Origin of the sequence: Paenibacillus sp. FSL P2-0089, assembly GCF_038595095.1 — a bacterium.
Taxonomy (GTDB): domain Bacteria; phylum Bacillota; class Bacilli; order Paenibacillales; family Paenibacillaceae; genus Paenibacillus_AQ; species Paenibacillus_AQ silagei.
The window spans coordinates 758,584-783,698 of sequence record NZ_CP152006.1 but is presented as its reverse complement, the minus strand read 5'-3'; the positions used below and the strand labels follow the sequence as shown (position 1 = coordinate 783,698).

The window sequence follows — 25,115 nt, the reverse complement described above, 5'->3', positions numbered from 1 at the left end:
AATTAAAAAAATGAACTTTGGTTCAACTTTTATTGACAGCACAAAACCGCTCCACTACAATCTGTACTATGAGGGGGATCTTACGATATGGGTGGAACAGAGGACAAAATTAGAACTCCGCAGCAGGAGCGCAGTATACGAACCAAGGAAGCCATTATCCGGGCTGCGATGAAGCTATTCTCGGACAAGGGCTTCTATCAGACGAATACCAAGGAGATTGCAGCCGCCGCCGGGGTCTCGACCGGGAGCTTCTACTCCTATTTCGTGGATAAAAGAGCCGTATTCATTGAGGTGCTCCACATGTACGGGGATGAGCTGCTCGCCAGAATCGATGATTCAATGTCAGAAATTAATTTCAATACGATTGAACGTACGGACCTGATCCTGCATCTGATAGACACGCTTCTGCTCTCGCATAAGGCTTTTATCGGATACCATAAGGATCTAAGCATTATGTATCACAGCGATGAGGCCATCAAACAGTTGATGGATGCCCAGTACGAGACCGGCCGACTCAAAACGCTTACCTATCTCCAGATGGGGCAAGACGAGCTGAAGACCGGGGATACGGAGGCAGCTTCGATCATTGTGTTTGAGTCTGTGAGCGCTATTGTCGACTTCATCTCCTTCTCCTTCTCCCCCCAGCGGATCACCGTGGACCGGCTGAAGTCAGAGCTGGTTCATATGCTGGTGCAATATCTGTACAAGTAGACTGAACCAGTGATTTCTCTATACCTCTGCACGCCAAATAACCCCACAACATATAGATTCTCGCCAAAAAAAAGAGCAAGCCCGCAGGTTACCCCGCAGCTTGCTCTTCTCTATTAACTCATAAGGATCAGCGTTTATCCTTCCAGAAATTGAGCGGCTCCATATCCTTCGTAATGAGCTTGAAGGTATAACCTTCCTTCTTCAGCTTCTCCAGAATACGCGGCAGCACCTTGAGTGTAGCCTTCTGGTCATGCATCAGAATGACCGGATTGGTCTTGGACGCCTTCAGCTTGTTCACCTGATCCATCACGGTGTTATAGATTCTGTCGCTGTTCTGTTTGTATTTCCAGTCATAGGAATCCACGTTCCAGTCCCAGAGATGATACCCCTGCGTCAGGACTTTATCGCGGAAGGACTTGGTGAAATACGGCTTGCTTCCGTATGGCGTACGGATCAAGGTGGTGCTGGTTCCCGTCAGCTTCTTCAGTGTCGCATTGGCCCCCGACATCTCGGCAAGCGCCGCTGCCGGGGAAGCATAGAACTTCTCCTGGCGGTGGGTCACACCATGCAGAGCTAAGCCATAGCCTTCCTTGGCAATCCGCTTCACCTGGGCGGGATGCTGGTTCATATTGTTACCCAGCATGAAGAAGGTCGCCTGTACGTCATATTTGTGCAGGATATCCAGCAGTTCGCCAGTTGTTGCCGACGGGCCGTCGTCGAAGGTCAGATATACGGTCCGGCCCGGTTTGCCCGGCTCACCGGGAGTGACCGGAGTGGCAGGAGTCGTTGGAGCCACCGGAGCCTTCGGCTTCAGGTCGGCAGCATATTTATCGGTAAACGCTGCATCAGTAAGCTGCGCCGAGCCGTCCTTCACACGAAGTAAATATTTATCTCCCGCATAGGAAATGCTATACCCGAGGTACCCGCTGACCTTCAGCGGAGCCATGAGTTTGCCGTCCTGCACAAAAGTGCTCATAGGCACGGTTGTGCCGTCCTTCAGCACCGCACCTCCGTCCTTGCTCAGCAGGGTAAGCGAACCCGTCCCGCCGGTTACGTGAATCCCGTTCGTCAGGCCGGTAAGGGTCCATTTCAGCTCATCCGCAAGTGCACGCAGCGGTACATAATAGGTGCCTTTCACAGAGACAGCTTCAATCGCACTTAATTTATCGTTGACTCCGAGTTTAAGTGTAGTGCTAGTAGCTTTGGCGTTAGCCGGGACCTGCACAAGCCCCATAATTAGGAATAAAGACATGAATAAGAGCAAAATTTTCTTGATGCGCACAGCAGCAGTCTCCAATCTATGTATATTTGTCTATCACTTTATCATATATACTTTCAACGTAATTTGAGAGATTGTAACCGCAAGCTAAGAAATTGTTACTCTTATGCAATGATAAATGAGGGTTCGCCATTATTTTCAGAAAGCACGCAATTCTCGTCGAATGCTGTCACAGCAGGCGTTACACGGTTAAATCAGCGGTTTTTGGCACAGAATAATTGTGACAAATTTAATAACAATATCGGAATTTTGAACAAAAATTGAACAACCTTAAAATTAGCTAAAGTGCGCCACTACAGTGATCTTTATCATACCCTTAGGGAGTTGTAACAATTTGATCACACATATTTAACTTGTTCGCCATTTTTAAGGTCTATTTTATATAATTATACAAAATATGTATTTTGCATTATGGGTAAGTAGTTCTTACTATAGATACAGATCAATGTACTTCCGTTAATGAACGGCGAATGAAAAGTAGTATTGAAGGAAGGAGTTCTATATGAAAAAAAAGGGACCGTTATACGCTCTGTTTCTAAGCCTGATCCTTCTCCTGCCGGGATGCAGCTCGATCGCTGTTCTGAACCCGAAGGGGCCGTCTGCCAGAACGTTATCTGACACCATTATTCTCTCAATTATTGTAATGCTTGGTGTTCTGGCAGTTGTCTACATCCTATACATCTTTGTATTGGTGAAATACCGTGCGAAGAAGAGTAATGAGGGGTACATTCCAAAGCACGAGGAAGGCAATGTAGTCCTTGAGGCGATCTGGATTATTATCCCGATCATTATCGTAGCCTTCCTGTCTGTTGTAACCGTCAAGACGACAAACGAAGTGGAGAATGTGGCTGCGGATTATAAAGATCAGACTCCGCTGGTCATCTATGCGTCCTCCTCCAACTGGAAATGGCATTTCAGTTATCCGGAAGAAGGCATTGAAACAGTTAACTACGTGAATATGCCGGTACACCGTGCAGTTGAATTCAGAATGTACTCATTCGGCACCATTACCAGTCTTTGGATTCCACAGCTTGCCGGTCAAAAGTACGCCATGAGCGACATGCTGACAACGCTTCATCTCTCCGCTGATACGGAAGGCTCTTATATCGGAAAGAATGCTAACTTCAGCGGTAAAGGCTTCGCCCACATGGAATTCGAAGCACTTGTCCTGAGTAACAAAGGTTACGAGGACTGGGTGAAGGAAGTGAAGGAAACTGCACCTAAGCTGACGGAGGAAGAATTCAAAGGCCTGCTGGCCACGGATTACCTCGGACGCAAAACGTATTCCTCCACCCATCTGGAGTTCAGCCCTCCTCCGGGAAATCACGGAGATCATATGAGCGGCGGCGGCAAGGAGATGGATATGGACAACGGCAATCCGGAGCATCAGGATAACAAGGAAATTCATCCGTCTCCCGAGCCGTCCAGCGGAACGGAATTCGACAGCAAGCCTGATCCGGAAGTCGATCAGCCGCTGCCAAGCTCCCCTGTGGATGAAAGCACACATGAAGGACACTAGCTCTGTGAAGAGCTTAATGCAACACACTGAAAGGAGCTACCCTAATGGATTTGGACAAATTTAAGGTTCACGGCGAACCCTTGATATACGGGGCCATGATCAGTATTGCACTGGCAACCATCGGGATTCTCGTAGGGCTTACCTATTTCAAGAAATGGGGCTATCTGTGGCGCGAATGGCTGACCACGGTTGACCACAAAAAAATCGGGATCATGTACATCCTCGCGGCGCTGTTGATGCTGTTCCGCGGCGGTGTAGATGCGATGATGATGCGTCTGCAGACGGCTGCGCCAGAAATGAAATTCCTCGATGCGCAGCATTACAATGAGGTCTTCACCACCCATGGTCTGATCATGATTCTCTTCATGGCCATGCCTTTTATCATCGGTCTGATGAACGTAATCATTCCGCTGCAGATCGGCGCACGGGACGTTGCCTTCCCGCGGCTGAACGCCGTCAGCTTCTGGCTCTTCTTCATGGGCGCCATGCTGCTGAACATTTCCTTCGTCATCGGCGGCTCGCCGGATGCGGGCTGGTCAGCCTACTTCCCGCTGGCGAGTCTTGAATTCAGCCCGACCGTAGGGAACAACTATTACTCTCTGGCCCTGCAAATATCCGGTATCGGTACGCTGATCACCGGGGTTAACTTTATCGTAACGATTCTCAAAATGCGCGCACCAGGCATGACGCTGATGAAGATGCCGATGTTCACCTGGTCCGTACTTATCACCAACGTTATCATTGTCTTCGCCTTCCCGGTTCTTACCGTAGCGCTGGCGATGATGATGTTCGACCGCCTCTTCGGCTCCCAGTTCTTCACGATGGCCAACGGCGGGATGGATATGCTCTGGGCCAACCTGTTCTGGGTCTGGGGACATCCGGAGGTCTATATCGTTATCCTTCCGGCCTTCGGTATTTATAGTGAGATTATCGCCACCTTCTCGAAGAAGAACCTGTACGGCTATACCTCCATGGTATTCAGTATGCTGATCATCTCGCTCCTGTCCTTCCTTGTATGGGCGCACCATTTCTATACAATGGGTCAAGGTGCCATGGTCAACAGCTTCTTCTCAATCACAACGATGGCCATAGCAGTACCTACCGGGGTCAAAATATTCAACTGGCTATTCACCCTGCGAAAGGGCAGGATTACCTTCACGACCCCGATGCTGTACACACTGGCCTTTATCCCGATCTTCACGATCGGCGGGGTAACGGGCGTCATGCTGGCAATGGCCAGCGCCGATTACCAGTATCACAACACGATGTTCCTGGTGGCGCATTTCCACTACGTGCTGATTCCGGGTGCCGTGTTCGCCGTCATCGCCGGCTTCCACTATTGGTTCCCGAAAGTGTTCGGCTTCCGCCTGAACGAACGGCTGGGCAAGCATGCCTTCTGGTGGATCATCATTTCCTTTAACGTAACCTTCTTCCCAATGTTCTTCCTGGGACTGATGGGAATGACACGCCGTCTGTATACTTATTCTAAGGAATCAGGCTTTGGTCCGCTCAATATGCTGAGCTTCGTCGGGGCCGTCGGACTCGCGATCGGCTTCGTGATCCTGGTCTACAATATTTACTGGAGTACCCGTTACATGCCGAGAGATACAACCAACGATCCTTGGGATGGCCGGACGCTCGAATGGGCTACACACAGCCCGATCCCGCTCTACAACTTTGCGATTGTGCCTAAGGTTGAGACGCGCGATGCTCTATGGTCTGCGAAGCACGATAATATTCCGCTGTACACAGAGACCAAATACACCAAGATTCATATGCCTAGCAACACCGGCAAGCCGTTCATATTGGGTGTAGTCTTCTTCTTCCTCGGCTTCTTCCTGGTCTTCAGCATGTGGATTCCGGCGATTGTCTCGGGGATTGGAATCCTGGTTGTGCTGGCCTTCATGTCCTTCGATAAGGACCAGGGCTACTACATTCCTGTAGAAGAGATTGCAGCTACAGAAAAGAAACTGATGCGGGGTGAGACTGTATGAAAATAGATGCGTCCAAGCCGCTCGAATATTCAACGGAAGAGAACAGTAACAAGATCTTCGGCTTCTGGGTCTTTCTCGGAGCCGAGATCCCTCTCTTCGCTACGCTGTTCACTGTATATTTCGTAATGGTTAACCGCTATGCCAGCGGACCAAGCGGCAGCGAGCTGTTCGAGATCGGCCCGGTGCTGATGGAGACCTTCCTCCTGCTGTCGAGCTCCTTCACCATCGGTCTGGCTGTCCATGCCATGCGGCACGGCTACAAGAAAGCCATGATGGTCTTCATGGCGATTACGCTGGTGATGGGTCTGGCTTTTGTCGGTATTGAAATCGACGAGTTCTTCACTTATGTACATGAAGGAGCTACGCTGCAGACCAGCGGCTTCCTCTCCAGTCTGTTCATACTACTGGGAACGCATGGTCTTCACGTCAGCTTCGGTCTGCTGTGGGGAATTGGCATTATGATTCAGCTGTGGAAGCGCGGCATTACTCCCGCTACCGCCAACAAAACGTTCATCTTCTCCTTGTTCTGGCACTTCTTAGACGTGGTCTGGATCTTTATCTTCAGCTTCGTCTACCTGAAAGGACTGATGTGACATGATGAAGCAACTATTCCCTATTAAGCATGTGATGGGTTATGTAGCCTCTCTGGTCCTCTCTGCCGCTGCACTGATTGTAATTTACGGAGACCTGTCCTCCAGTGCCAATATGGTGGTGCTGCTGGTTACAGCGCTGATCCAGGCCTCCTTGCAGCTGTTTGTGTTCATGCACATCGGAGAATCGGCCGATTCCAAAAAAGAACTGTATATCAACATCGCATACGCCATGTTCGTGGCTCTGGTCACCATCTTCGGCACCCTGTTCATCTTCGTATGGGGCTGGTATGCTTAGCATGTAAGAAGCAGAGGAGCATTATGCTCCTTCTAGGAATCTATAATAAAAGCGGTCCGTATCCGGTAGATTTACCGGTGCGGACCGCTTTTTTGAATTTTAAAGATTGCCATCATGTTGTTGTTCTACTTTAACTGGACTATACTGCTGCTGCTCCCGCTGTCATCCCGCTCTGTATACGCAAGCTGCTTGCCCGAGGGGCTCCATGAGGTGGTCATCGTTCCATTGCTCTGTGCAATCTGGACGGACTTGTCAGAAGACAGATCGTAGACATATAAGGTATTATTCGTTGTCCCGTTCTCCTCAATAGTTACACTATAGGCAATCAGCCGCTGATCCGGGGACCAGGAGACGGCCCCAAGCTCGGCGCCTTCCACCAGGGTCCGCGGATTCTTACCGTCTGTGCCGCTGAGCAGCAGCGACTGGGTAGTCTCCTTATATTGCAGGATCAGCATTTGTTCTTCGTCAGGTGAAGGGATTACGCTGCTGGTACCCGGAATATTCAAGTCAGCCTTCACCTTAGTATTCAGGTCCAAGCTATGCAGGGAGTCCTTCGAATTACTGGTGTAATAGATCTTATCCTTGATTTGTCTTACAACAATCAGACCTTCCCCGCCCAGTCCCTCCACCGGGGCAATCTTCATTGAGGTAGCCGTCGCTGTGTAAGCACCGCCGCTGTATGCAGGACCCACTACCGTATCCTTATCCGCCCACTCGGCCCCCATCGCTCCGGCAATGGCATCGCCCTTGATGGTGAACGTCTTCTTGGATCCCAGGTCCATTACATTGTAGACTGGATCACCCAGGGAGAATTCACTATAGAGCAGAAATAACTGATTGGCGGACAGCTTGGCATCCCCCAGCATCATGTTCGCCTTCTCTGCAATCAATTCGTATTCGCCGGTATCCGGATGGAAGAAATACAGGCTCTGCGGATAGGAACCCTTCAGCTCTCCTGAGCTGATCGGCCCCAGCTTATCGTTCTGCTTGGACACGACAACGGTTCTGTCGTCCTTCCAGTCGGAAATTGCTATTTTCTCATACTGTTTACTTTCCCCTACCGTTACCCCAGCAGCTTCAGCAGGTACCGGTGTAACCTTTGGCCCTTCCGTAGGCTGGGCAGAAGCTTCTACAGGAGCCGCTGTTGGCTGTGGGCTGGGGCTAACCGCCGGAGCACTAGCCTGATTCGAGCTACAAGCTGCAAGTGTCATTAACAAGGCTGGAACTATCGCCAGCTTCCATGTTCGGGTGTTCATTATAGAGACCGCCTCCTTGAGATTAATAATAATACGTTCAAAAGCCCGGCTCCGCCGAAGATACCCGGGAATCTCCAGGGTTCCTCGGCCGAATCGGGCCGGGCTGATATCTATTATAGCCGTTACAGCCGGAACCGGGCCAGATGCTTCTGCAGGTCCTCGGCCAGGGTAGCCAGATACTGTGCAGAGGAGGACATCTCTCCCATCGCGGTCAGCTGCTCCAGGCTTGCTTCACTGGTGCCCTGAACGTCTGCGGCGCCTTTGCGTGAGATTTCATTCACCGTTGACATGGATCTGGCCACTTCCTCCGATTCCTGCGCGACATGGCCGATGACCTGTGTAATCTGCTCTGTCTGCTCACTGGCGGCCTGAATGGAGGTCTGGATCGCCGTAAAGGCTTCGGATACCACCTCACTCTGTGCTACACCGTGAGAGACAATCCCGGAGCCTTGCTCCATCGATTCTACGGCACTGGCGGTCTGCTGACGGATATGGTTAATGATCTCTGTAATCTGCAGCGAGCTTGTTCCGGTAGCTTCCGCCAGCTTGCGGATCTCACCGGCAACTACAGCGAAGCCACGGCCATGCTCGCCCGCCCGGGCGGCTTCGATGGAAGCATTCAGGGACAACAGATTGGTCTGGGTCGCAATCTCATTAATGGTTGTAATGATGGTGTTAATCTCTTCGGACAGGCTACCCAGGTTGCCGACAATCTGGCGGCTCGCCGAGACACTGGAGTCAATCTCCCGCATCTGGGTCAGAATCTGTTCTACTGCGTCTACACCGCGTTCCGTGGAGGAGGCAGCCTGCTCCATCAGGCGGGTCATTTCTTGTCCGCTATACCGGGCTTCGGCAATCTCATAGGACATCGTCCGCACAGACTGTGTAGTAAGGGTAATGCTCTCCGCCTGCACATCGAATCCGGCTGCGATCTCGCTTGAGGTCTCAGCGATCATCTGTGAGGCGTGCGCGGTCTGGTCGGCACTGGCGCTCATCTGCTGGGAGGAGGCCGAGAGAATCTCGGCGCTCTCCGAGACGCCGCGCATCATATTTTTCAACCCGTCCAGCATGGTATTGAACGATGTATTAATCTGGCCGATCTCATCCTTGGACCGGTAAGCGGCAGAGGCCGTCAGGTCCCCTTCTTCCGCCCGCTTCATCAGCCCCTGCAATTCCTTCAGCGGTCTCGTAATCAATCTGGTGATGATCACACTAAGGACAATACTGAGCAGCAAGGCCAGCGCAATCAGAATGCCGCTTAACGTAACAGAGCTCTTGGCACTGTCGGCCGTCCGTGTATTATGGGCAGACGCATCCTGAATGAATAACGTCGCTGTCTCTTCAAGCAGCCGGACCATTTTGTCACGCAGCTCATTGAAGGTCTTGCCCGTATACACCTGATACCCTTCGTCGTTAAGATCGTTATCGGCCAGATGGATAATATTATCACGCTGTGAGCGGTAATCCGGCAGCAGCAGGGTATATTCGTTCACATAAGCTGCAATCTTGTCATTGTTGAATTCAATCTTCCTCAGTTCGGCCATCAGCTCATTGTTTGTCTGGATATTCTCCTGAATTCTCGCCTTCAGCTCCTGCTTCTTCGCGTCATCCGTTGTAATCAGATCCTCCAGCAGAAAAGACTCAATCGCCCGGTTATTCCCGCGGATCTCCGTTACGAAATAAATCGGCTGCAGATTCTGCCTGTATGTCTCTTCAGACCTGTCAGCCATTCTGGTTGTCGTCAGGATCCCTGTTGTTCCGATCCCGATCAGCAGCAGGATAACCACCGCGATCAGTACAATCATTTTATGCTTAATCTTCAGATGTCTCATTTCCTGTTATCCCGCCTTCTCGATATCTAGCTGTAACCTTACTTATCGGAGAATAACATCGAATTGTTGATGGCCCTGGAAGAAATTTGTCGAAAAAAGAAGAATATTATCGTTTTGGTAGAGCGTTATCCATTAATTATAGTTCCATTCACTCTTGAAGCAAGCCATATTTCTTGCGGAATCTCTGCAGCACCTTGGTCCAGCCTCCGGCCAGCACCGCTAAGAAGAATACATTCGACAAGGCATGGGCCAGATCGAAATAAAAGCTTGCGGCAAACGTAACGGCAACCAGCCGCCAGCTAAAGGCATCCGGCAGACTGAGCAGGACCCAGATATTCATAATCCAGCCGAACAGGAACCCCCAGATGAAGCCAAAAACCAGCAGCCCGGCCCGCCGGCGCAATAGCCAGCTCCTCCGTAGCCACCCGGCTGTAAGTCCGGTCATACCCCAGGCGAACATCTGCCATGGCGTCCAGGGCCCCTGCCCGAAGTAAATATTAGAGACCAGGGCAGCGACTGCTCCGATAACGAACCCCGCCTCTGCCCCGAAGACATAAGCGGAGAGGATGACAACGGCCGACACAGGCTTTACCCCCGGTAATGCGGCAAAAGGAATCCGGCTGACAGCTGCAATAGCGGACAACACCGCTAGCAGCACAAGTTCACGGGACTGGAGCGGTCGGCGCTCCAGACGGATGAACAGCGGCAGGAGAGCTGCCAGCAGCAGCACCACGCTAAGCAGCACATAATGCCGGTCAGTGAATGCTGCGGTAAGCGCAAGCCCCGCGATGAAGAGTCCCAGGGCAATTAGCAGCGGTATGCGGAAGCGGGCCATGTGCGAATCACATCCTCTATTGTCAATGCCTGCGGCAGCCAGTCCCGCACCATCCGGTTGACTGCCGTGGTATAGAAGTAGTTGCTGCTGAAGAACTCCGCCGGTGTGCCTTCCGCCGTAATCCCCCCGTCAAACAGGAGAGCGCAGCGCGAAGCATGCTTAGCCGCGAATTCTACATCATGCGTTACGATGAGAATACTGATCCCCTGCCCGCGCAATTGCTGAAGCAGGGCGGCCAGCCTGTCTTTGGCGGCCGGATCAAGCCCCTTAGTCGGCTCATCCAGCAGCAGAATATCCGGCTTCATCAGCAGCATCATGGCAAGCGCGGTCTGCTGCTGCTGCCCGCCGCTGAGGTCATGCGGATGACTCTGCAGCACCTCCCGGAGCTGGAATACCGCCAGCAAAGCCTCAATCTCGCTTGCTGCTGCCTCTGGCGTTAACCCGGCGTAGCTCCCCATATGCTGCAGCTCCTCGGCTACCGTATCATAGCTGAAATAGAGCAGCGGATTCTGTGCCAGCAGACCTGTAGTCTTGCCCTTGGCCAGCTCTATCCTGCCGCGCTGCGGCTTCATCAGCCCGTTCAGCACATGCAGCAGGGTGGACTTGCCCGCACCGTTTCCGCCCATGACTGCCAGGAGCTCCCCCTGCTTAAGCGTCAGCGAGAGCTTCCTCAGGACCTCCCGGCCCTCCTTCTCATACCGGAAGGTTACTTCGCGGCAGGTGAGGAGAGTCTCCGCTCCGGCCGCTTGGAGTTCCTCTGACGAGGATTTCACGGATACTCCGGCGGGGGGTGGAGGTGAATACCCCTCTGGAACAGATTGCATGCGGGAAACGAGGGGAGTCGTCCCTGCCTCCCTATTCAAGTTATTAACCAGTTCAGCGCCTGCGGCAGCGTCCGTTCCTGCCATCAGACCATGCAGCCAGCGTCTGCCCTCACGCACCGTCAGTGGAATGTTCTTCGGCGCAGCCGAATCCGCTCCCGGAGCGAGTGACAAGTACAGGCGTGAGGCGGCTGGCAGGTAGCGCCCAGCTGAGGTCAAGGCCCCACTGCCGGTCTGCCGGGCGAACAGGCGGGGAGCAGCATCGGCCAGCAGCTTACCGTCTTCCAGCATCAGCACCCGATCGGCCAGCGGCAGCACCTCCTCCAGCCTGTGCTCGCTGATGATCACCGTGACCGCCATTTCCTCGTTCAGCCGCTGTAGCGCCATCATGAATTCCCGTGCAGCAACAGGATCAAGCTGGGAGGTTGGCTCATCCAGCAGCAGCACCTTGGGCTGAAGCAGCAGCACTGAGGCCAGGTTCATGAGCTGCTTTTGTCCGCCTGACAGCTCATGTACCGGACGGTAGAGCAGCGGCTCCAGCCCGAACAAGCCGCAGATCTCCGCCAGCCGGGTACGCATGACAGCAGGCGGCAGCCCCAGATTCTCCATGGAGAAGGCCAGCTCATGCCAGACCGTATCCATCACAATCTGTGCATCCGGGTTCTGGAAGACCATCCCGATCTCCCCGGCGGCCACCGCTGCCGGAAGCCCGGACAGAGGCTGCCCTTTGTAGGTCAAGATTCCGCTGGATGAACCTACCGGGGTAAGCTCCCGCTTCAGATGACGCAGCAGGGTGGTTTTGCCGCTGCCGGACGGGCCGCAGAGCACGACAAATTCCCCCTCTTCTATGACGAACGATAGCTCATGGAGCGTGTCCCTGTCTTCTTCAGGGTATCGGAAGGATAATTGCTGTGCTTTGAGGATCTCCATAACCATTTCTCCTTTCCTTCCAGCCCCGCAGGAATCAGCACGAACAGGCAGAAGCTGCCGTACATGACGGCCTCCTGCCAGCCGAAGTCCGCTGGTCTCATCCGGGGATAGATCTCCAGCTTGCCGTAGCCCTGCACCCAGAACAGCAGCGTAACCACACCGCTAACGGTTAACAGCAGCATCACCAGCTTATCCTGCAAATCGGCCTTGTATATCGTGTAAGTGCTACGTTTGGTGCTGCCGTAACCACGGGCTGTCATGGAGTCTCCAGTCTGGAGGGCTTCTTCCAGCGACCAGGTCAGCAGCACTTTGAGCAGCGTCATTCCATCTGTCATTCTTTTCTTAAGGCTTCCCGTACCGGTATCTATCCCGCGCAGACGCTGGATCAGCGTAATCTGGCGCAGCCGCCGCTGGAACAGCGGCACGAACCGGATGGCCATCAGCGTCAGCAGCGCCGTTCTCGGCGCAGCCGCCGCGAACAGGTACATGAACTTATCTGTAGTCACCGTGTAATTGTAGGATATAAACCAGATGAAAATAGTAAGCAGCATTGTCATCATCATCAGTCCATACAGCACAGCTTCCAGCGTAATAGGCTGATCCAGCCAGTAGAACAGAATATGCGCTCCTCGATGTGAGAACAGCGGGTTCAGCAAGGCCACGGAAGCTGCCATCAGCAGCATAAAAGGCAAGCTGCGCAGAAGCAGCCTCCCTTGGCCCTGCAACAGCAGCAGTGCCAGCAGTCCAGCTATCTCTGTAGCCAGAAATAACGGATGGAAGACCAGCAGGGCGAACAGCAGCAGCCCTGCATAATACAGCAGGGCTACTACAGGATGCATGGAACGAAAGCCGCTGCTCATGGCGCTTTGGCCCCCAGGTCTTTGCCTAGATCAAGCGTATACAGCCACTCGATGGTATCCCCGGGCTCGACGATCCAGCTACCCGCAGCCTTGGACGGAAATTCTCCATTGACCTTGTACATCCAGCCGCTCTCTGCCCCGTGATCACCCTCGTACAAATTATCTATACCTTCCACATAAGCAAAAGCCTTGCTGCCCTGAAATTCCATCTGGATCTTCTGTGCCCGTGTAATCCGCTTCAGCAGGTCCAGCACACTCTCGCCCTTCTTGATCTCGTACTGGGCAGCGGCCAGAATCACGCCATGCTCCTCATCTCCGGTGATGGAGAGAGTGACTACGTTGTCCGGCTTGGCCGTAGCCGCCGGAGCGGGCTTGGGGGTCGGCGGCTTGGGTGTGGCCGCCGGGGACTTGGCGGGCTTGCTCGCGCCCGCCGATGGCTGCGTCGCCGCTGCGCCTGGCGACGGCGGCTTGGCGGGCTTGCTTACGCCCGCCGAAGGCTGCGTCGCCGCTGCGCCTGGCGACGCCGGGGACTTGGCGGGCTCGCTCGCGCCCGCCGATGGCTGCGTCGCCGCTGCGCCTGGCGACGCCGGAGCTGCCGTACCGTCCGCAGGGGCGGATGGTACGGCAGTGCCCTCAGCGGCTCCCGGCAGCGGAGCCGCTTCGTCTCCAGGCCGCGGCGTCTGCGCGGCCGGGGTCCCGGCGGGCGGCTGCCCAGAGGAGCAGCCGGGGAGCAGCAATACCATCAGCAGGAGAAGCAGCGGCGCCAGCCTTCCCCGGCCTCTTTTGAATAGATTGAACATTACCAGCACACCTCCACAAAAAGGGAAAAGAACGGGGGCAGTCAGCCTGTTCCCCGTTCCTTCATACACCTTATGCTTACTTTTCAAGACATATCCGAACTAATTCCAAGCAAAATCGCCTGTCTAATGAACCTGCAACGCTTCAATAACCCTATACGCCTCAACTACTCATTGGCATGGGGGCGTTAGTTGGATTTTCTACACTTAATTATTCTGGTTACGCACCTGTATAGAAATTAGTTGGATTTCAGGCATCTAATTCTGCCTACAACCCATCATACGGGAGCTTCGGGCGTGAATAAGTGTTGTTTTTCCAACTAACTCCCGCTTTGCAGCAAATCCTGCCAAATTAGATGTCATTTATCCACTTATTGTCGGCTTCAGAGTTCGTTCAGTGCCTCCTGCGGTAGTATAGCTGTATATTGAAGCTGATCTTACTCTACCTGCCGAACTCTGCTGTTCCCTACTCAACTAAGGCAATCTAACCGCCACAGCAGCAGCCATCTCACGGGTTACCACAGCAGTAGGCTCGAATGCGCCGCCGGTGCCGGTCATATATCCAAGTCCCGTCACCGTACGGACAGCGGACAATGCATAGTCGCTAATCTTATCTTCGTCGCTGAATTTACCAGCCCCTGCGCCTGCTCCAGCTGCATCCAGCTTAAAAGCTCTAACCATCATCACAGCCATATCCTGGCGCGTAACCAGCCCGTCCGGTTTGAACGTTTTGGCGCTTACGCCGCTGATGATTCCTAGCTCCTTCGCCCGGTTCACTGTTCCATAATACCATGTACCGGCCTTAACATCACTGAAGGCCCCAGCAGAAGACGCCGCAGACGGCTCGTTCCCGGTTAACCGCAGCAGCAGCGCTGCAAATTCCGCACGGGTAATATTCTTTTTCGGTGCAAACAGCAGGCTGTCCTCACTTACACCGTTCATCAGCTTGCGGTCATACGCCGTGTATACCGACTCCAGCGCCCAAGGCGAGATCGACTTCACATCGCCAAAAGCCGGACGGTCCGCCGCCGCAGAAGCCACTGTTACCGGGAGCGTATGACGCACGATGGCCGGGGTTTTATCCTTCAGATATCCCGTAACCGTCAGGGTATATTTATTTGCTGGCAGTCCTCCGGCCACAACAGCCACACCCGCAGCATCTGTAACTGCTGTTTTGCCGCCGATGGTTACCTGTACGCCTGCTGCCGGTGAGGTTACCGGATCGGAGGTGAAGGTCGCCTCATTCCAGACCCATTGCTTCTGGGTTACCTGCACCTTCAGATCTTGTCCAGGCTGCGGCTGTGCGGGAGTCACGGTTACGGCATCAACCACCTGCGTGTTGTCCCCGCCATAATAGACCACAATGCGGTCATTCTCCTCCAGCGCGAAGTCGCCCATCCCTACACTTGGATAGATCCATGCTCCGCCGCGTGCGACTACATACATCCAGCCATCATATCCGCCAAAAGTACCGGCAATCACGCCGCCGATCCCCGTCACATAATTGCCTGCTTCATTGACCAGAGCCAGGCGCTTGGCTGCTGCTGTCTTGTCCAGTGCCGTAAGCACATTTCCGGCGTACACGCTGCCCTCAGCCAACGTTCCATTCGGACCTTCAACTGTAACCGAGACACTTACCTGAGGATTCTTCACTGGTGTGCCGCTAAAATCAAAGAGCTTACCGCCTGTTCCAAACAGCTTGTACGCTACCAAAGCCTCCAATGCCTGCTCCGTTGAGAGCGGATTGGAGCTGCCGCCCGCAGTGTGGACGAATCCGCCATCTGCTGCGCTGAAGCTCAGCAGCTTGCTGACCAGATTGATTTGGCCTTTGGTATACTCTGCTCCCGCCGGATCAATGCCGAAGGCAGACAGACCGATAATGGCTTGAGCAACACTCTCGCTGCTGTCGCCATATCCTCCGTTCTTATCCTGTGCCTTAGCCAGCCAGGCTGCCGCCCGCTGACCGGCAGCATTCACTGCCGCTTCCTGCTTATGTCCAGCCAGTGCATTCAGCACCATCGCTGTCATATCCGGATCACTCGCACCCGTGGTCAGAGTAAAGCCTCCGTCCGGGTTCTGCTTCGCCAGAATCTCTGCCAGTAGCTTAGACTGTGTCCATTTCGCATTTGCCGGGATTGTATAACTGCCGGAATCCAGAGCCAGCAGTGCATAGACCGGATTATTCAGCGTCTGGCCGGTAATTGCATCGTGATTGTAGAGCTTCTCAATCAGGTTATAGCCTGCCACATTCGCCGGGTCGCCGCCAAGTGCCTTAACGGCGAGCGTGATCCGGGCATAGTCCGTAGCTCTGGCAAAAACACCCTTAGCCCCAGCCACCTTGCCTTCAAGCGCCTTCAGATAGCTGGCAGGAACCTTGTAGCCTGCTTGCGCAAGGCCAATCGCCTGCCAGTCCGACTGGACTCCGTTCTTCAGCATGAACTCCGCAGTGGCATAGACCGCAGCAGTTACGCTCGCTGCCTCACTTGCGGGCAGAGCGGATACCGCGGGTGCGGAAGTCCCGCCTGCCTGTGCAGCAGCTGCTTGTCCTGCCGGGGCTACGGCTGCTCCCAGCAGTGCGAACAGCATAATGACAGCAAGTCCCAGCCGTGTGAACCTGGATGATAGAGAATGGTTCTTCATAACTAACCTCTTTCCTGAAATAGAATGGATGAATCCTGCTTCCTCCGCAGATAGAGCGGCAACCTAAAGACCGCCCTGTGCAGGGCGGCCGGGGAAGAATACAATACAGGGCGGCTGAAGGAGCCGATTGCTCTCCCACAATACATACAATACAGCACATACAGCCCTCGCCAATATCAGCATCTGCTTCCACATTCTTACCCCCGAAGAATAGAAACAACAACGAAAAAGGCAGGTCTCCTGGCTCATACTTCACCGCTTCCCCCGCCTTCCCATCCAGTTTGCAGACAGTGGCTCCTCAGGAGTTGCTCCGTACTTACAGTGGCGGGACCGCACCGGACTTGCACCGGACTTCCCTTTTAAGCAGATTCCTCTATTAGACATAGCCCTGCCAGCATCTGTTAGCGACAGCGCGCGGTCTCTGAGGCAATCTGCACCTTTTCCCAAAGCTTATTAAATTTTAATATTCTGAAACAATCATATCTACTATTCCCCTGTATGTCTATAGACAAGCTATTTCTATTCCATCCACCCCGAGGCCCCGCCCATTCCCAAGTGGAAACGGCTTTGCCGTCCTTTTAAAGGACGGTACCGTTTCAGCGAGAAATAGAAGGATAATTTATAACGTGTAACATATACATTCTTATATTTGCACAAAAAATCCTGAACAGCACATGCCCGCTCCCCCGGCACATCGTACTATTCAGGACTATAGAGTCATTCTTCTGCTATTAATTAAGCCGTTGGCGGTACTAGCGGAGACAGCGGCAGCAGGCGATTGTATTATGTACATTAGAATTCGTGTAAAAGCGGCCGATAACGCATTCTGCTGCATTTTATACAATCGATTGTGGCAAATAACCCTCCGCCGGGCCAAATTCCCAAAATCTAATGTACCGAATACAACAGAACACCATATTAGGCTCGATATGCCTCATTCTAGTGTACAAAGTGCACTAGAGCAGCTTCATTGGGACACTAGCACACTTAACTAATTACTTTATGCTCGTATCAGCCTGCCGAAGCGCAAATCATTGTACTACATAAAGTAGTATGCACCAGGCTCTGACCAGCCCACCATGCCGCGCTATATGCGCCCACAGCAGATCAGCTACCGCTAGTCGATCATCAGATTCTAACTAATCAGCATTCATTTAATCCCCTAGCTTGCTGGGGGGCTGCCGTACCCCGACTAACTAAGGTACTATTCTAGCTCCAAACGTTATGCTTAAATGCAATCTGTACAACTAAATCGTCTGATTTACTGCCAAATGTACTTTTAGCTGTATTTCATGCACCTAAAATGCTTCTGTACCCGGCTTTTCGCCCATTCGGGCAAATTTAGTTGTATAGAATACAGTTAGGAGAGGTGCGCCTTCCTTTTTACTGTTTTTAGTTGTATAGAGTACACCAATCACTGTAAGCAATGCTACTCAGTACCATCACTTGGTATCGACTCAAAACCGTCAGTTAGTTGTGTGAGTCGGCTGAATGACTAAGGAGCGTTACTCGTTAGCGTTAGTTAAAAGCGCCACTCGGTAGCGTCAGTCGGTTTAGTGAGTCAGTAGCGTTAGTCGATTGCATTGGTCGGTAGCGTCAGTCGATTGCGTTATTCGATTGCGTTGGTCGATTGCATCAGTCGGTAGCATCAGTCGATTGCGTTAGTCGATTACGTTAGTCGATTGCGTTAGTCGATTGCGTTGGTCGATAGCATCAGTCGGTAGCGTTAGTCGGTAGCGTTAGTCGATTGCATCAGTCAGTAGCGTTAGTCGATTGCGTTGGTTGATAGCATCAGTCGGTAGCGTCAGTCGATTGCGTTGGCCGGTAGCGGCAGTCAATTGCGCCAGTCGATTGCGTTGGTCGATTGCATCAGTCGGTAACATTAGTCGATTGCGTTGGTCGATTGCATCAGTCGGTAGCATTAGTCGATTGCGTTGGTCGATTGCATCAGTCGGTAGCATTAGTCGATTGCGTTGGCCGGTAGCGGCAATCAATTGCGTCAGTCGATTGCATTATCCGATCGCGTTAGTTAAAAGCTTACGCAGCCTGCTTGTTGCCGCTGTGTTATTCCGCGTCCGTGTCCACTTCTGGGCTTGCGGAAGCGGACGGGTCCGCACTAGGCGCGGCTGTGGCTGTAGCCTCCGGGGAGCTGCCCGGATCTGCCGCCAGCTTCAGCGAGTATCTTCCGGCGGTGATCATATCACCTGCTGCCAGCTTCGCGCCTGCTGATAGCTCCACCGTCACCTCGTAGACGCGTGACGGAGGAGTCCCCGCCGCCGCCGGAGAGGCGGCAGCTCCACTATCCGCGCCGCTGTCTACTCCGGCTCCTGCCTCACCCTTCGCATCGCCGTCTACTCCGGCTCCTGCCTTACCACTCGCATCGCCGTCTACTCCGGCTCCTGCCTTACCCTTCGCACCGCCGTCCGCTCCGGCGCCTGCTTCACTCTTCGCACCGCCGTCCGCTCCGGCGCCTGCTTCACTCTTCGCACCGCCGTCCACTCCGGCTCCTGCTGCAACCTGGCAACTGTTAACCGTTGCCTTAACCTCGTAGTCCGTAACGCCGCTGGCGGACTCTACGCCGATCCGCTCCGGCTTGAAGGCGGAGCATTCCGCGGCATCAGTGAAGCTGAACAACAGCTTAACGCCGTTATTCTTACCCGCTTCTCCGCTTCCCGCATCACCGCTACTATTCCCGCCAGTCCCTGCATCACCGCCGTTATTCCCACCAGTCCCCGCGTCTCCGCCGATAAGCCGGACAGAGACCGGGGCCGCTACAGCGGCTTGTCCGGTCTCTGCCGGAAGCGGGCTGGGGCTGGCCACCGGCGCAGCTGTATCCTTGCCGCGTCCCCCTAGCTGGCTCAGCAGGATAACCGCCGCAATCAGAATGATCCCGAGGATGCTCCCTGAGATCAGGATTTGAAATCGGCTGCGGCTGACCCACCGCGCCAGCGGCGAAGCCAGCTGGGCGCGGGCTTCATTGTAGACAGTCTGCATGGCAGGCGTTGCTGTGTCGAGATGGTTTTTGCGGAATTCACGGTTCTTGAATGCCTCGCGGTCGCTCTTCAGGAAATATCTCAGCACAGCCCGCTTGTAATTCGGCCACAGCTTCTTGCCAGAGCTTGCGAACAGCCAGCTATGCTGGGACCAATTCAGGAACCGGTACACCGTCTCCTTGTCATTGCCCGCCTTGCGGACCACCAGATCCAGCAGCGCATCATAATCCAGCGGCCCGCCTTCACGTTCACTGCTGTGATAAAAGGCCAACGGCAGCCGGTCGAACGGCTCCAGGCTCCGCGCTTCCTTCAGCCACCGCGCGCCCAGCAGCTGCACATCGTCCAGCTCACGGGGCGTCAGTCCGGCAAAAATCTCCTCGTCCGGCGACTCCTCCCCGAACCAGCGGTAGGCCGCGCGCAGCGCATTCGCTTTGCGCTTCGCAATCGCATCGAGCGGCGGCTGCCAGTCTGCCGTATCCCGGTAACGCAGGAACGAGATCTCCAGCAGCTGCTCCATCGTCAGCTCGTCCAGCGAGAGCCGGTTCAGCAGGAAGCGGTCAGCAACCGTGCCGAGCTCCTCCATAACGGACAAGGCCTCCGGGTATACGCCGCCTCTGCGGCGCTGCTTCTCTGCCTGCTGGACCGCTTCATGAACAGCCGTTACCGCCGCTACCGGATCGGATTCCCGCTGCAGCTTCTCCAGCAGATATTCCTTGAAGGTATCCCGTACCGCTGCCTGCTGAAGCACCTCCGGAAGACTCCGGCCGAAGTGGCCCACGAGGCGGAGGATATCCGCCGTTCCGGCAGCGGCAGCCAGCCGGGATTCCAGATACGGCTCGAACAGCGCCCTGCGGAAGAGAGATTGGGACAGCACTTTTTTGAAGAACGCCTCACTAAGCTCCGCATCGCTCTCAATAATCCCGTAAGCCGCCGCCAGCACATCCTCCCGGCCCCCGGACTGGCAGTTCAGCATCCCGTTGATGAAGTAATCGACGATCTTCACCCGGTAATTATGGCCCGGCAGCGCGTAATACGCCTTGAACTGTTCCAGGATCTCCGTTGACGGAATCCCCTTCTTACGGATCAGATCATATTCGCGGTCGAACCGCTCCAGGAACATATCATTCAGCCGCACCCGCGAATCCAGCTTCCCCTCCGGCTTCAGATAGGACAGCAGGCCGCCGAGTATAGCGTTCTTGTTGTCTGTATATAGGGCTTCATTACCTTGCTCGATTTCATAAAAGACCGCCAGCTCATTGTAGAGCGCCAGCGACAGCTTACGCTCCGCACTCTCCCCGAGCAGCAGGCTGTCGGCAAACTTAGCGAAATCACGGAGGCTTCCGCCCTTCTCCACCAGCGTCTTCCAGGCCAGATCGGCATAGATCTGCCGCGACTCGCCGAAGTCGGTATTCAGGAACCTTGCGCCTGCCAGATCGAAGATATAATCCTTCTCGATATTGCGGTCGCCCGGACGCAGAGAGCCCTTCTCCACGAAGGTCAGGTGAATGTATTTGCGGCTCTGCGGCTCCTTGGCATACGTGATCACTCCCAGCCTGCGGCGGAAGTCATACGGCAGCGCAGCGAAGAGGACCTCCGTCAGCCGGGCCGCATGCTGCGACAACTCACTGATCGGCACATCCAGCGCTACATAGATTTTCTTCTTCCCGGCTACGGACAGCATCACCGCTTGCAGCAGGGCTTTGAACAGCTCTTCTGTGAATCCTAGACCTGACAGCACCGTACGCGGATCAGACGGCTCGTCCAGCTCGCGGGTTGCCACGGGAATCGACTCCAGCTCAGGCAGTGTCCCGCCAGGTTCCCCCTCATAGCTCCGGGCAAACCCCGCATGCAGCCAGTCTCCGTACCCCTCGACAATCTCTTCGGAACGGATAGGCGGCACCACGAAATTATGGGCAAAAAAAGCGCTCCGCTGACCCGTGAAATCCGCCGCCAGATAACGGCTCTCTCCAATCACTGTCTCGTTGCTCTCCGTATGGAACAGATGGAGCGCAGCCGGATACAGCTCCTCATCCTTCTCGCCGCGTGCCGTAAGCTCAGCCGGGGCATCGTAGAGGCAGAAGGGATGCAGAATTTTTTTGACAAAATTATTATCGAGACTCTCCGATTTCGCTACCGTATCGAAGCCCTCTGTAGACCGGTATACGCCCCGGCGCTCGCGGGTATACATCTGCTGGGTGATCATGGACCCTGAGAATCTGTTCACGGCCCGTCGCTCCCCTCAATATAATTCAGCTTGTGCAGCAGCCAGATGAACGGCTCATCGACCCGGATCGGACTGACCACGCCTTCCACCTTCTGATTGACTGGATTGCTGCCCAGCGCAGACACGGCGAAATATCCCGTATTGGCAAAATACACATCCATCGTATCCTTGAACGGCCGGTCCACCTTCTCAATGAAGCGCCGGATTTCACCGTCGATGTTGTGGAACTCGTTCAGGTTCAGCGTTTTGCGGTGTACATAGTTGTTGAACACATTGCTGTTCGACTTGATATAGTCGCCATCCTCATCCTTGAGGGAGTGGAGCATATCGCTTTTGGCCAGGACGACTGCGGTCGGAATTTCGGTCTTGCTCTTCTCCTGATAGGCGATGAAGTCACCGAACATGGTCAGCACCACATCACGCGGCTCATCATACTGCGATACCCACTCTCCCGGGCGGTCACCGAAGTTAATGCGGATCTTCTCCCGGACCGAACGGATCTGGAGCGGATCGACCATGAACAGAATCCCTGCGGAGTTCTTGATATGCTGGCCGTGCAAGCCCAGATAATCTTGATCCACCATTCCTTCACCGGCCACATCGAAGAACACCAGCGTCAGCGGGGGCTTGGACTCATCCTTGAACACGAACTGGAAAATAAACGGCTCCTGCATCTTCTCCTTCTGGGTAGACGCCAGCAGGTCCCCCCGCTCGAACAGCGGCTCCTCATACAGGGTGCGGAATTTGCGGCTGATCTCGGCATTCAGCGGCATACAGGCTGCGTCGAAATGCCCTGCCGTTGTATGCTGGAGCGTATGGATCAGCGAGGTCATATAGACAGACTTCCCGACCTGGGAAGCTCCGATAATCGAGATAATATTGCTAGGCACCTTGCCGGCTGTTACAGGCAGCTCGTTATGACAGGACGGACAGAGCCGTCTGCGGGTCATCACCCCATAGCGGTCGGTGAGCCCGGTCAGCACGTTGTCGGTATAATGATGGTACTCCTCCGGGATATCCGCCGGATGCAGAACCGCTTCCATATCATCCACCGTATCGAGGCCGAAGCGCTCCCGGTATTTATTCAGCAGATCATCCTCACCGAGCGCATAATTCTCATCATCCTCACGGCTATGCATGGCCCGGAACACCACTTCCTCCGGCTCAAAGCGAGTGAAGCAGAACGGGCAGACAATATCGTAATACAGCGGCCTCGCTGCGGGCTGATTCTTCTTCATGAAACGGCTAAAAAAAGACATCTCTCATCCTCCTCAGGGTGTTGTCAGCACCCGGTATGCTGCTCCCGCTCACTCGGGAACCAGCTCATAATACGTCCCGTATTTAGGCCCATCGGTGAAAAAAATACGGATGAAGTCGTCTTTGCCGACCTCAATCGGCGGGAGCTGGTTGCGCCCGGGAGCGAAGTCCTGGACGAACGGGAACCTTGCGCCGTCCTCCTTGGAGGATGGGTGCGCATCCCGCTTTTTGACGTAGCAGAGCACTTCCTTCGGTACCGGCACCTCGGCAGTAATCGTCATCTGCACGGTTTTCAGCTTGCTGAATAACCCTTTTTTGTGCTGGACCGCGTAGTAGATCCTCGCTTTACCCGCGCTGACGAGCGCCCGGTTACCGCCATCCTGCTGGCGGACCAGCAGTGTCTCCCCATTCCCGCTAAGCCGCACGTAAATGGTATAAGCCACCATCCCGATCTCGTCCAGCCGGTCCCGGTACCCGTTATTCGCTTTGTACTCTTCACGCGTATAGAGCTTCATGCCCGGAGGCGGATGCTCATGACTGTCCGGTGCCTCCGCAGAGGCCTTATGAATATATACCGCCTGTACACCGTCCGGCCAGCGCCAGCGCAGCGTACAGAACCGGTCCTCCACTCCGGATACAACTTCGGTAATCACCGGTGCTCCAGCGTCTGCCTCGGCGTACTTCATGGCAACCTGCCCCTTTCCCTGCATCTGGCTTAGAACCCTTTACTGCCGCGGTTACGGCGGGGTGAATGAATACTGTCAGCAGGCGCATTAGCAGCTCCGGCAGCTCTTCCCCGGCGCGACAAGCGCCCTTCCCCTACAGGCACGATATATGTGAACAAGGTGAGAATAGCCGCCAGAACGAGCAGCGCCAGTAGCCGGGTCATAGGGTCCCAGAGCGTGTCGCCGTTCAGGCCGGATTCCAGAATCAGCCCCGCCACAAGTCCCGATACCGCGCCCCCGATACTGAAGCTCCGGGCCAGATGGCGGTTATCGAACACAATGCCAAGGCCCAGACCCAGCGCCGTGCCGAGCAGCATCAAGGCCAGCACACGCACCACAGCATAATAAGGGCTGTCCGCGGTCTGGTCGCTGCGCTCGGTCAGCAGTGTCCGGTCGCCCAGACGGTCATAAATCTGCTGAAATACATCGCCAAGCCGGTTCGCATCGGCCACATCATAATACTGTCCGCCGGTGCCGCTGGCGATATTCTGCAGCAGACTTGCGCCGGACGGATCATCCAGGGCCAGCCCGATCGTATTTACTTTAATTCCCCGCGCCACATAGTCTGTCAGCTCCGTAGAGGTATTGAACTGGCTGACACCGTCGGATAAAAGAATAACCATCGCCCCGCGGTCCGCGCCGTCTTCATGAATCACCTTCATCGCTTCGGCCAGCGCGCCGCTGATGTTCGTTCCGCCTTCGGTCGTCTTCAGACTGCTGATGACCTCCATGACCTTCTCGCGGTTCGCCGCTTTGGAGAGCGGGAGCAGCGGCTGGACCACGGAAGCCTCATTGCTGAAGGTGACTACAGCGACTTTATTGTCTTTTTTGAGCTGCTGCACCAGATTCTTGGCCGCCGCGTAGCGCCGGTCTGACGGATCGCTCTGCATCATGCTGCCGGAATCGTCAATCACCATGACGACATTCTTAACCGGCTTGCTGCCGCCGAAGTTCAGCTCGTACACGAACTCGGTCAGCGTGCCCACGCCAAGCAGCAGCACGACCATGAGCGGGAACATTTTCCACGAGGTCCCCAGGTAACGCAGCTTCCAGGACTGTCCGTTCAGCCTCGGCGAGAGGGTCTCTGCCACCAGAGCGCCTATTCCAACACATAAGGCCAAGATGGCAAAATAGATGCCGACCAGCACCATCTGAGGTAAATCATACGGCCTGCGGTCCAGCAGCAGCTCACCGAGCACAAACGCTACACCCGCGCCGAGCAGACTGAACAGCAGCAGGAGCAGATTGATTTTTCGCTGCATTGCATTTCATCCTTTCCGGGAAAAGCTTGATCAACACACGCTTCCCCATTCCATTCTATTGCACATCCGGCAGCAGAATGAATGAGAATTGTCCTACAAAGCCTGTTAGTGTAGGCCCGTACCCAGGTCCGAGACCCGGAGCCTGGGCATTATTATGGCGAACCCTCGGATTTCGGCCGTCCCCCTGTAATCAGGGGCACTAGTGCTCCTCATTTGCTGGTTCGGCGCACTTTCGGGAGAATTCAGGAGCACTAATGCTCCTCATTTGGTGGTTTTACACACTTTCGCTGAA

Annotated in this window: 17 protein-coding genes and 1 riboswitch; of the genes, 5 read left to right on the top strand and 12 right to left on the bottom strand. The window is 54.5% G+C overall.

Annotated features, from left to right (window positions below):
• Window positions 1-87 precede the first annotated feature (87 nt).
• Window positions 88-711 (top strand): TetR/AcrR family transcriptional regulator, encoded by a 624-nt coding sequence (locus tag NST69_RS03165; RefSeq protein WP_342548464.1) that lies wholly within the window; start codon window positions 88-90, stop codon window positions 709-711.
• 127 nt (window positions 712-838) lie between these two features.
• Here the strand turns inward: NST69_RS03165 and NST69_RS03160 are convergent, their stop codons facing one another.
• Window positions 839-1,993 (bottom strand): polysaccharide deacetylase family protein, encoded by a 1,155-nt coding sequence (locus NST69_RS03160; RefSeq protein WP_342548463.1) that lies wholly within the window; start codon window positions 1,991-1,993, stop codon window positions 839-841.
• Window positions 1,994-2,492: 499 nt separating this feature from the next.
• Between NST69_RS03160 and qoxA the strand changes: the two genes are divergently transcribed.
• From qoxA to qoxD, 4 genes are read left to right on the top strand one after another with little or no spacing between them, the layout of a single operon-like run.
• Window positions 2,493-3,509, top strand: coding sequence for a cytochrome aa3 quinol oxidase subunit II (gene qoxA / locus NST69_RS03155; RefSeq protein ID WP_076078945.1), 1,017 nt, complete (start codon window positions 2,493-2,495; stop codon window positions 3,507-3,509).
• A 44-nt stretch (window positions 3,510-3,553) separates the two neighbouring features.
• On the top strand, window positions 3,554-5,503 hold the full coding sequence (gene qoxB / locus NST69_RS03150; RefSeq protein ID WP_036731445.1) for a cytochrome aa3 quinol oxidase subunit I: 1,950 nt from the start codon (window positions 3,554-3,556) through the stop codon (window positions 5,501-5,503).
• Window positions 5,500-6,096, top strand: coding sequence for a cytochrome aa3 quinol oxidase subunit III (gene qoxC / locus NST69_RS03145; protein ID WP_036693560.1), 597 nt, complete (start codon window positions 5,500-5,502; stop codon window positions 6,094-6,096). The genes qoxB and qoxC overlap by 4 nt, the downstream gene beginning before the upstream one ends.
• Window position 6,097: 1 nt before the next feature.
• The gene (qoxD, locus tag NST69_RS03140) at window positions 6,098-6,391 is read left to right on the top strand and encodes a cytochrome aa3 quinol oxidase subunit IV (RefSeq protein WP_036731442.1); all 294 of its coding nucleotides are present in this window, start codon (window positions 6,098-6,100) and stop codon (window positions 6,389-6,391) included.
• Between the two features lie 125 nt (window positions 6,392-6,516).
• Here qoxD and NST69_RS03135 read toward each other — a convergent pair whose 3' ends face one another.
• From NST69_RS03135 to NST69_RS03085, 11 genes are all read right to left on the bottom strand, one after another.
• On the bottom strand, window positions 6,517-7,647 hold the full coding sequence (locus tag NST69_RS03135) for a hypothetical protein (protein ID WP_342548462.1): 1,131 nt from the start codon (window positions 7,645-7,647) through the stop codon (window positions 6,517-6,519).
• A gap of 122 nt (window positions 7,648-7,769) precedes the next feature.
• Window positions 7,770-9,479 carry a methyl-accepting chemotaxis protein gene (locus NST69_RS03130; RefSeq protein WP_342548461.1) on the bottom strand — a complete coding sequence of 570 codons (1,710 nt, stop codon included), beginning with the start codon at window positions 9,477-9,479 and terminating at the stop codon, window positions 7,770-7,772.
• A 148-nt stretch (window positions 9,480-9,627) separates the two neighbouring features.
• The gene (locus NST69_RS03125; protein ID WP_339312897.1) at window positions 9,628-10,314 is read right to left on the bottom strand and encodes an ECF transporter S component; all 687 of its coding nucleotides are present in this window, start codon (window positions 10,312-10,314) and stop codon (window positions 9,628-9,630) included.
• Window positions 10,287-12,065: an ABC transporter ATP-binding protein gene (locus NST69_RS03120; RefSeq protein ID WP_342548460.1), complete on the bottom strand. Its 1,779-nt coding sequence runs from the start codon at window positions 12,063-12,065 to the stop codon at window positions 10,287-10,289. The genes NST69_RS03125 and NST69_RS03120 overlap by 28 nt, the downstream gene beginning before the upstream one ends.
• Window positions 11,981-12,925, bottom strand: a complete 945-nt coding sequence (locus NST69_RS03115) for an energy-coupling factor transporter transmembrane component T (protein WP_342548459.1) — start codon at window positions 12,923-12,925, stop codon at window positions 11,981-11,983. Before NST69_RS03115 ends, NST69_RS03120 begins: the two co-directional genes overlap by 85 nt.
• Window positions 12,922-13,725 (bottom strand): DUF4430 domain-containing protein, encoded by an 804-nt coding sequence (locus tag NST69_RS03110; protein ID WP_342548458.1) that lies wholly within the window; start codon window positions 13,723-13,725, stop codon window positions 12,922-12,924. The genes NST69_RS03115 and NST69_RS03110 overlap by 4 nt, the downstream gene beginning before the upstream one ends.
• Before the next feature lie 471 nt (window positions 13,726-14,196).
• On the bottom strand, window positions 14,197-16,362 hold the full coding sequence (locus NST69_RS03105) for an S-layer homology domain-containing protein (RefSeq protein ID WP_342548457.1): 2,166 nt from the start codon (window positions 16,360-16,362) through the stop codon (window positions 14,197-14,199).
• Window positions 16,363-16,574: 212 nt separating this feature from the next.
• Window positions 16,575-16,768: riboswitch (cobalamin riboswitch) on the bottom strand.
• A gap of 1,658 nt (window positions 16,769-18,426) precedes the next feature.
• The gene (locus tag NST69_RS03100; RefSeq protein ID WP_342548456.1) at window positions 18,427-21,579 is read right to left on the bottom strand and encodes a hypothetical protein; all 3,153 of its coding nucleotides are present in this window, start codon (window positions 21,577-21,579) and stop codon (window positions 18,427-18,429) included.
• On the bottom strand, window positions 21,576-22,838 hold the full coding sequence (locus NST69_RS03095; RefSeq protein ID WP_209877174.1) for a hypothetical protein: 1,263 nt from the start codon (window positions 22,836-22,838) through the stop codon (window positions 21,576-21,578). Before NST69_RS03095 ends, NST69_RS03100 begins: the two co-directional genes overlap by 4 nt.
• 48 nt (window positions 22,839-22,886) lie before the next feature.
• On the bottom strand, window positions 22,887-23,522 hold the full coding sequence (locus NST69_RS03090; RefSeq protein WP_339253820.1) for a beta-mannanase: 636 nt from the start codon (window positions 23,520-23,522) through the stop codon (window positions 22,887-22,889).
• Window positions 23,523-23,551: 29 nt separating this feature from the next.
• On the bottom strand, window positions 23,552-24,823 hold the full coding sequence (locus NST69_RS03085) for a VWA domain-containing protein (protein WP_339253818.1): 1,272 nt from the start codon (window positions 24,821-24,823) through the stop codon (window positions 23,552-23,554).
• Between the last annotated feature and the right edge of the window lie 292 nt (window positions 24,824-25,115).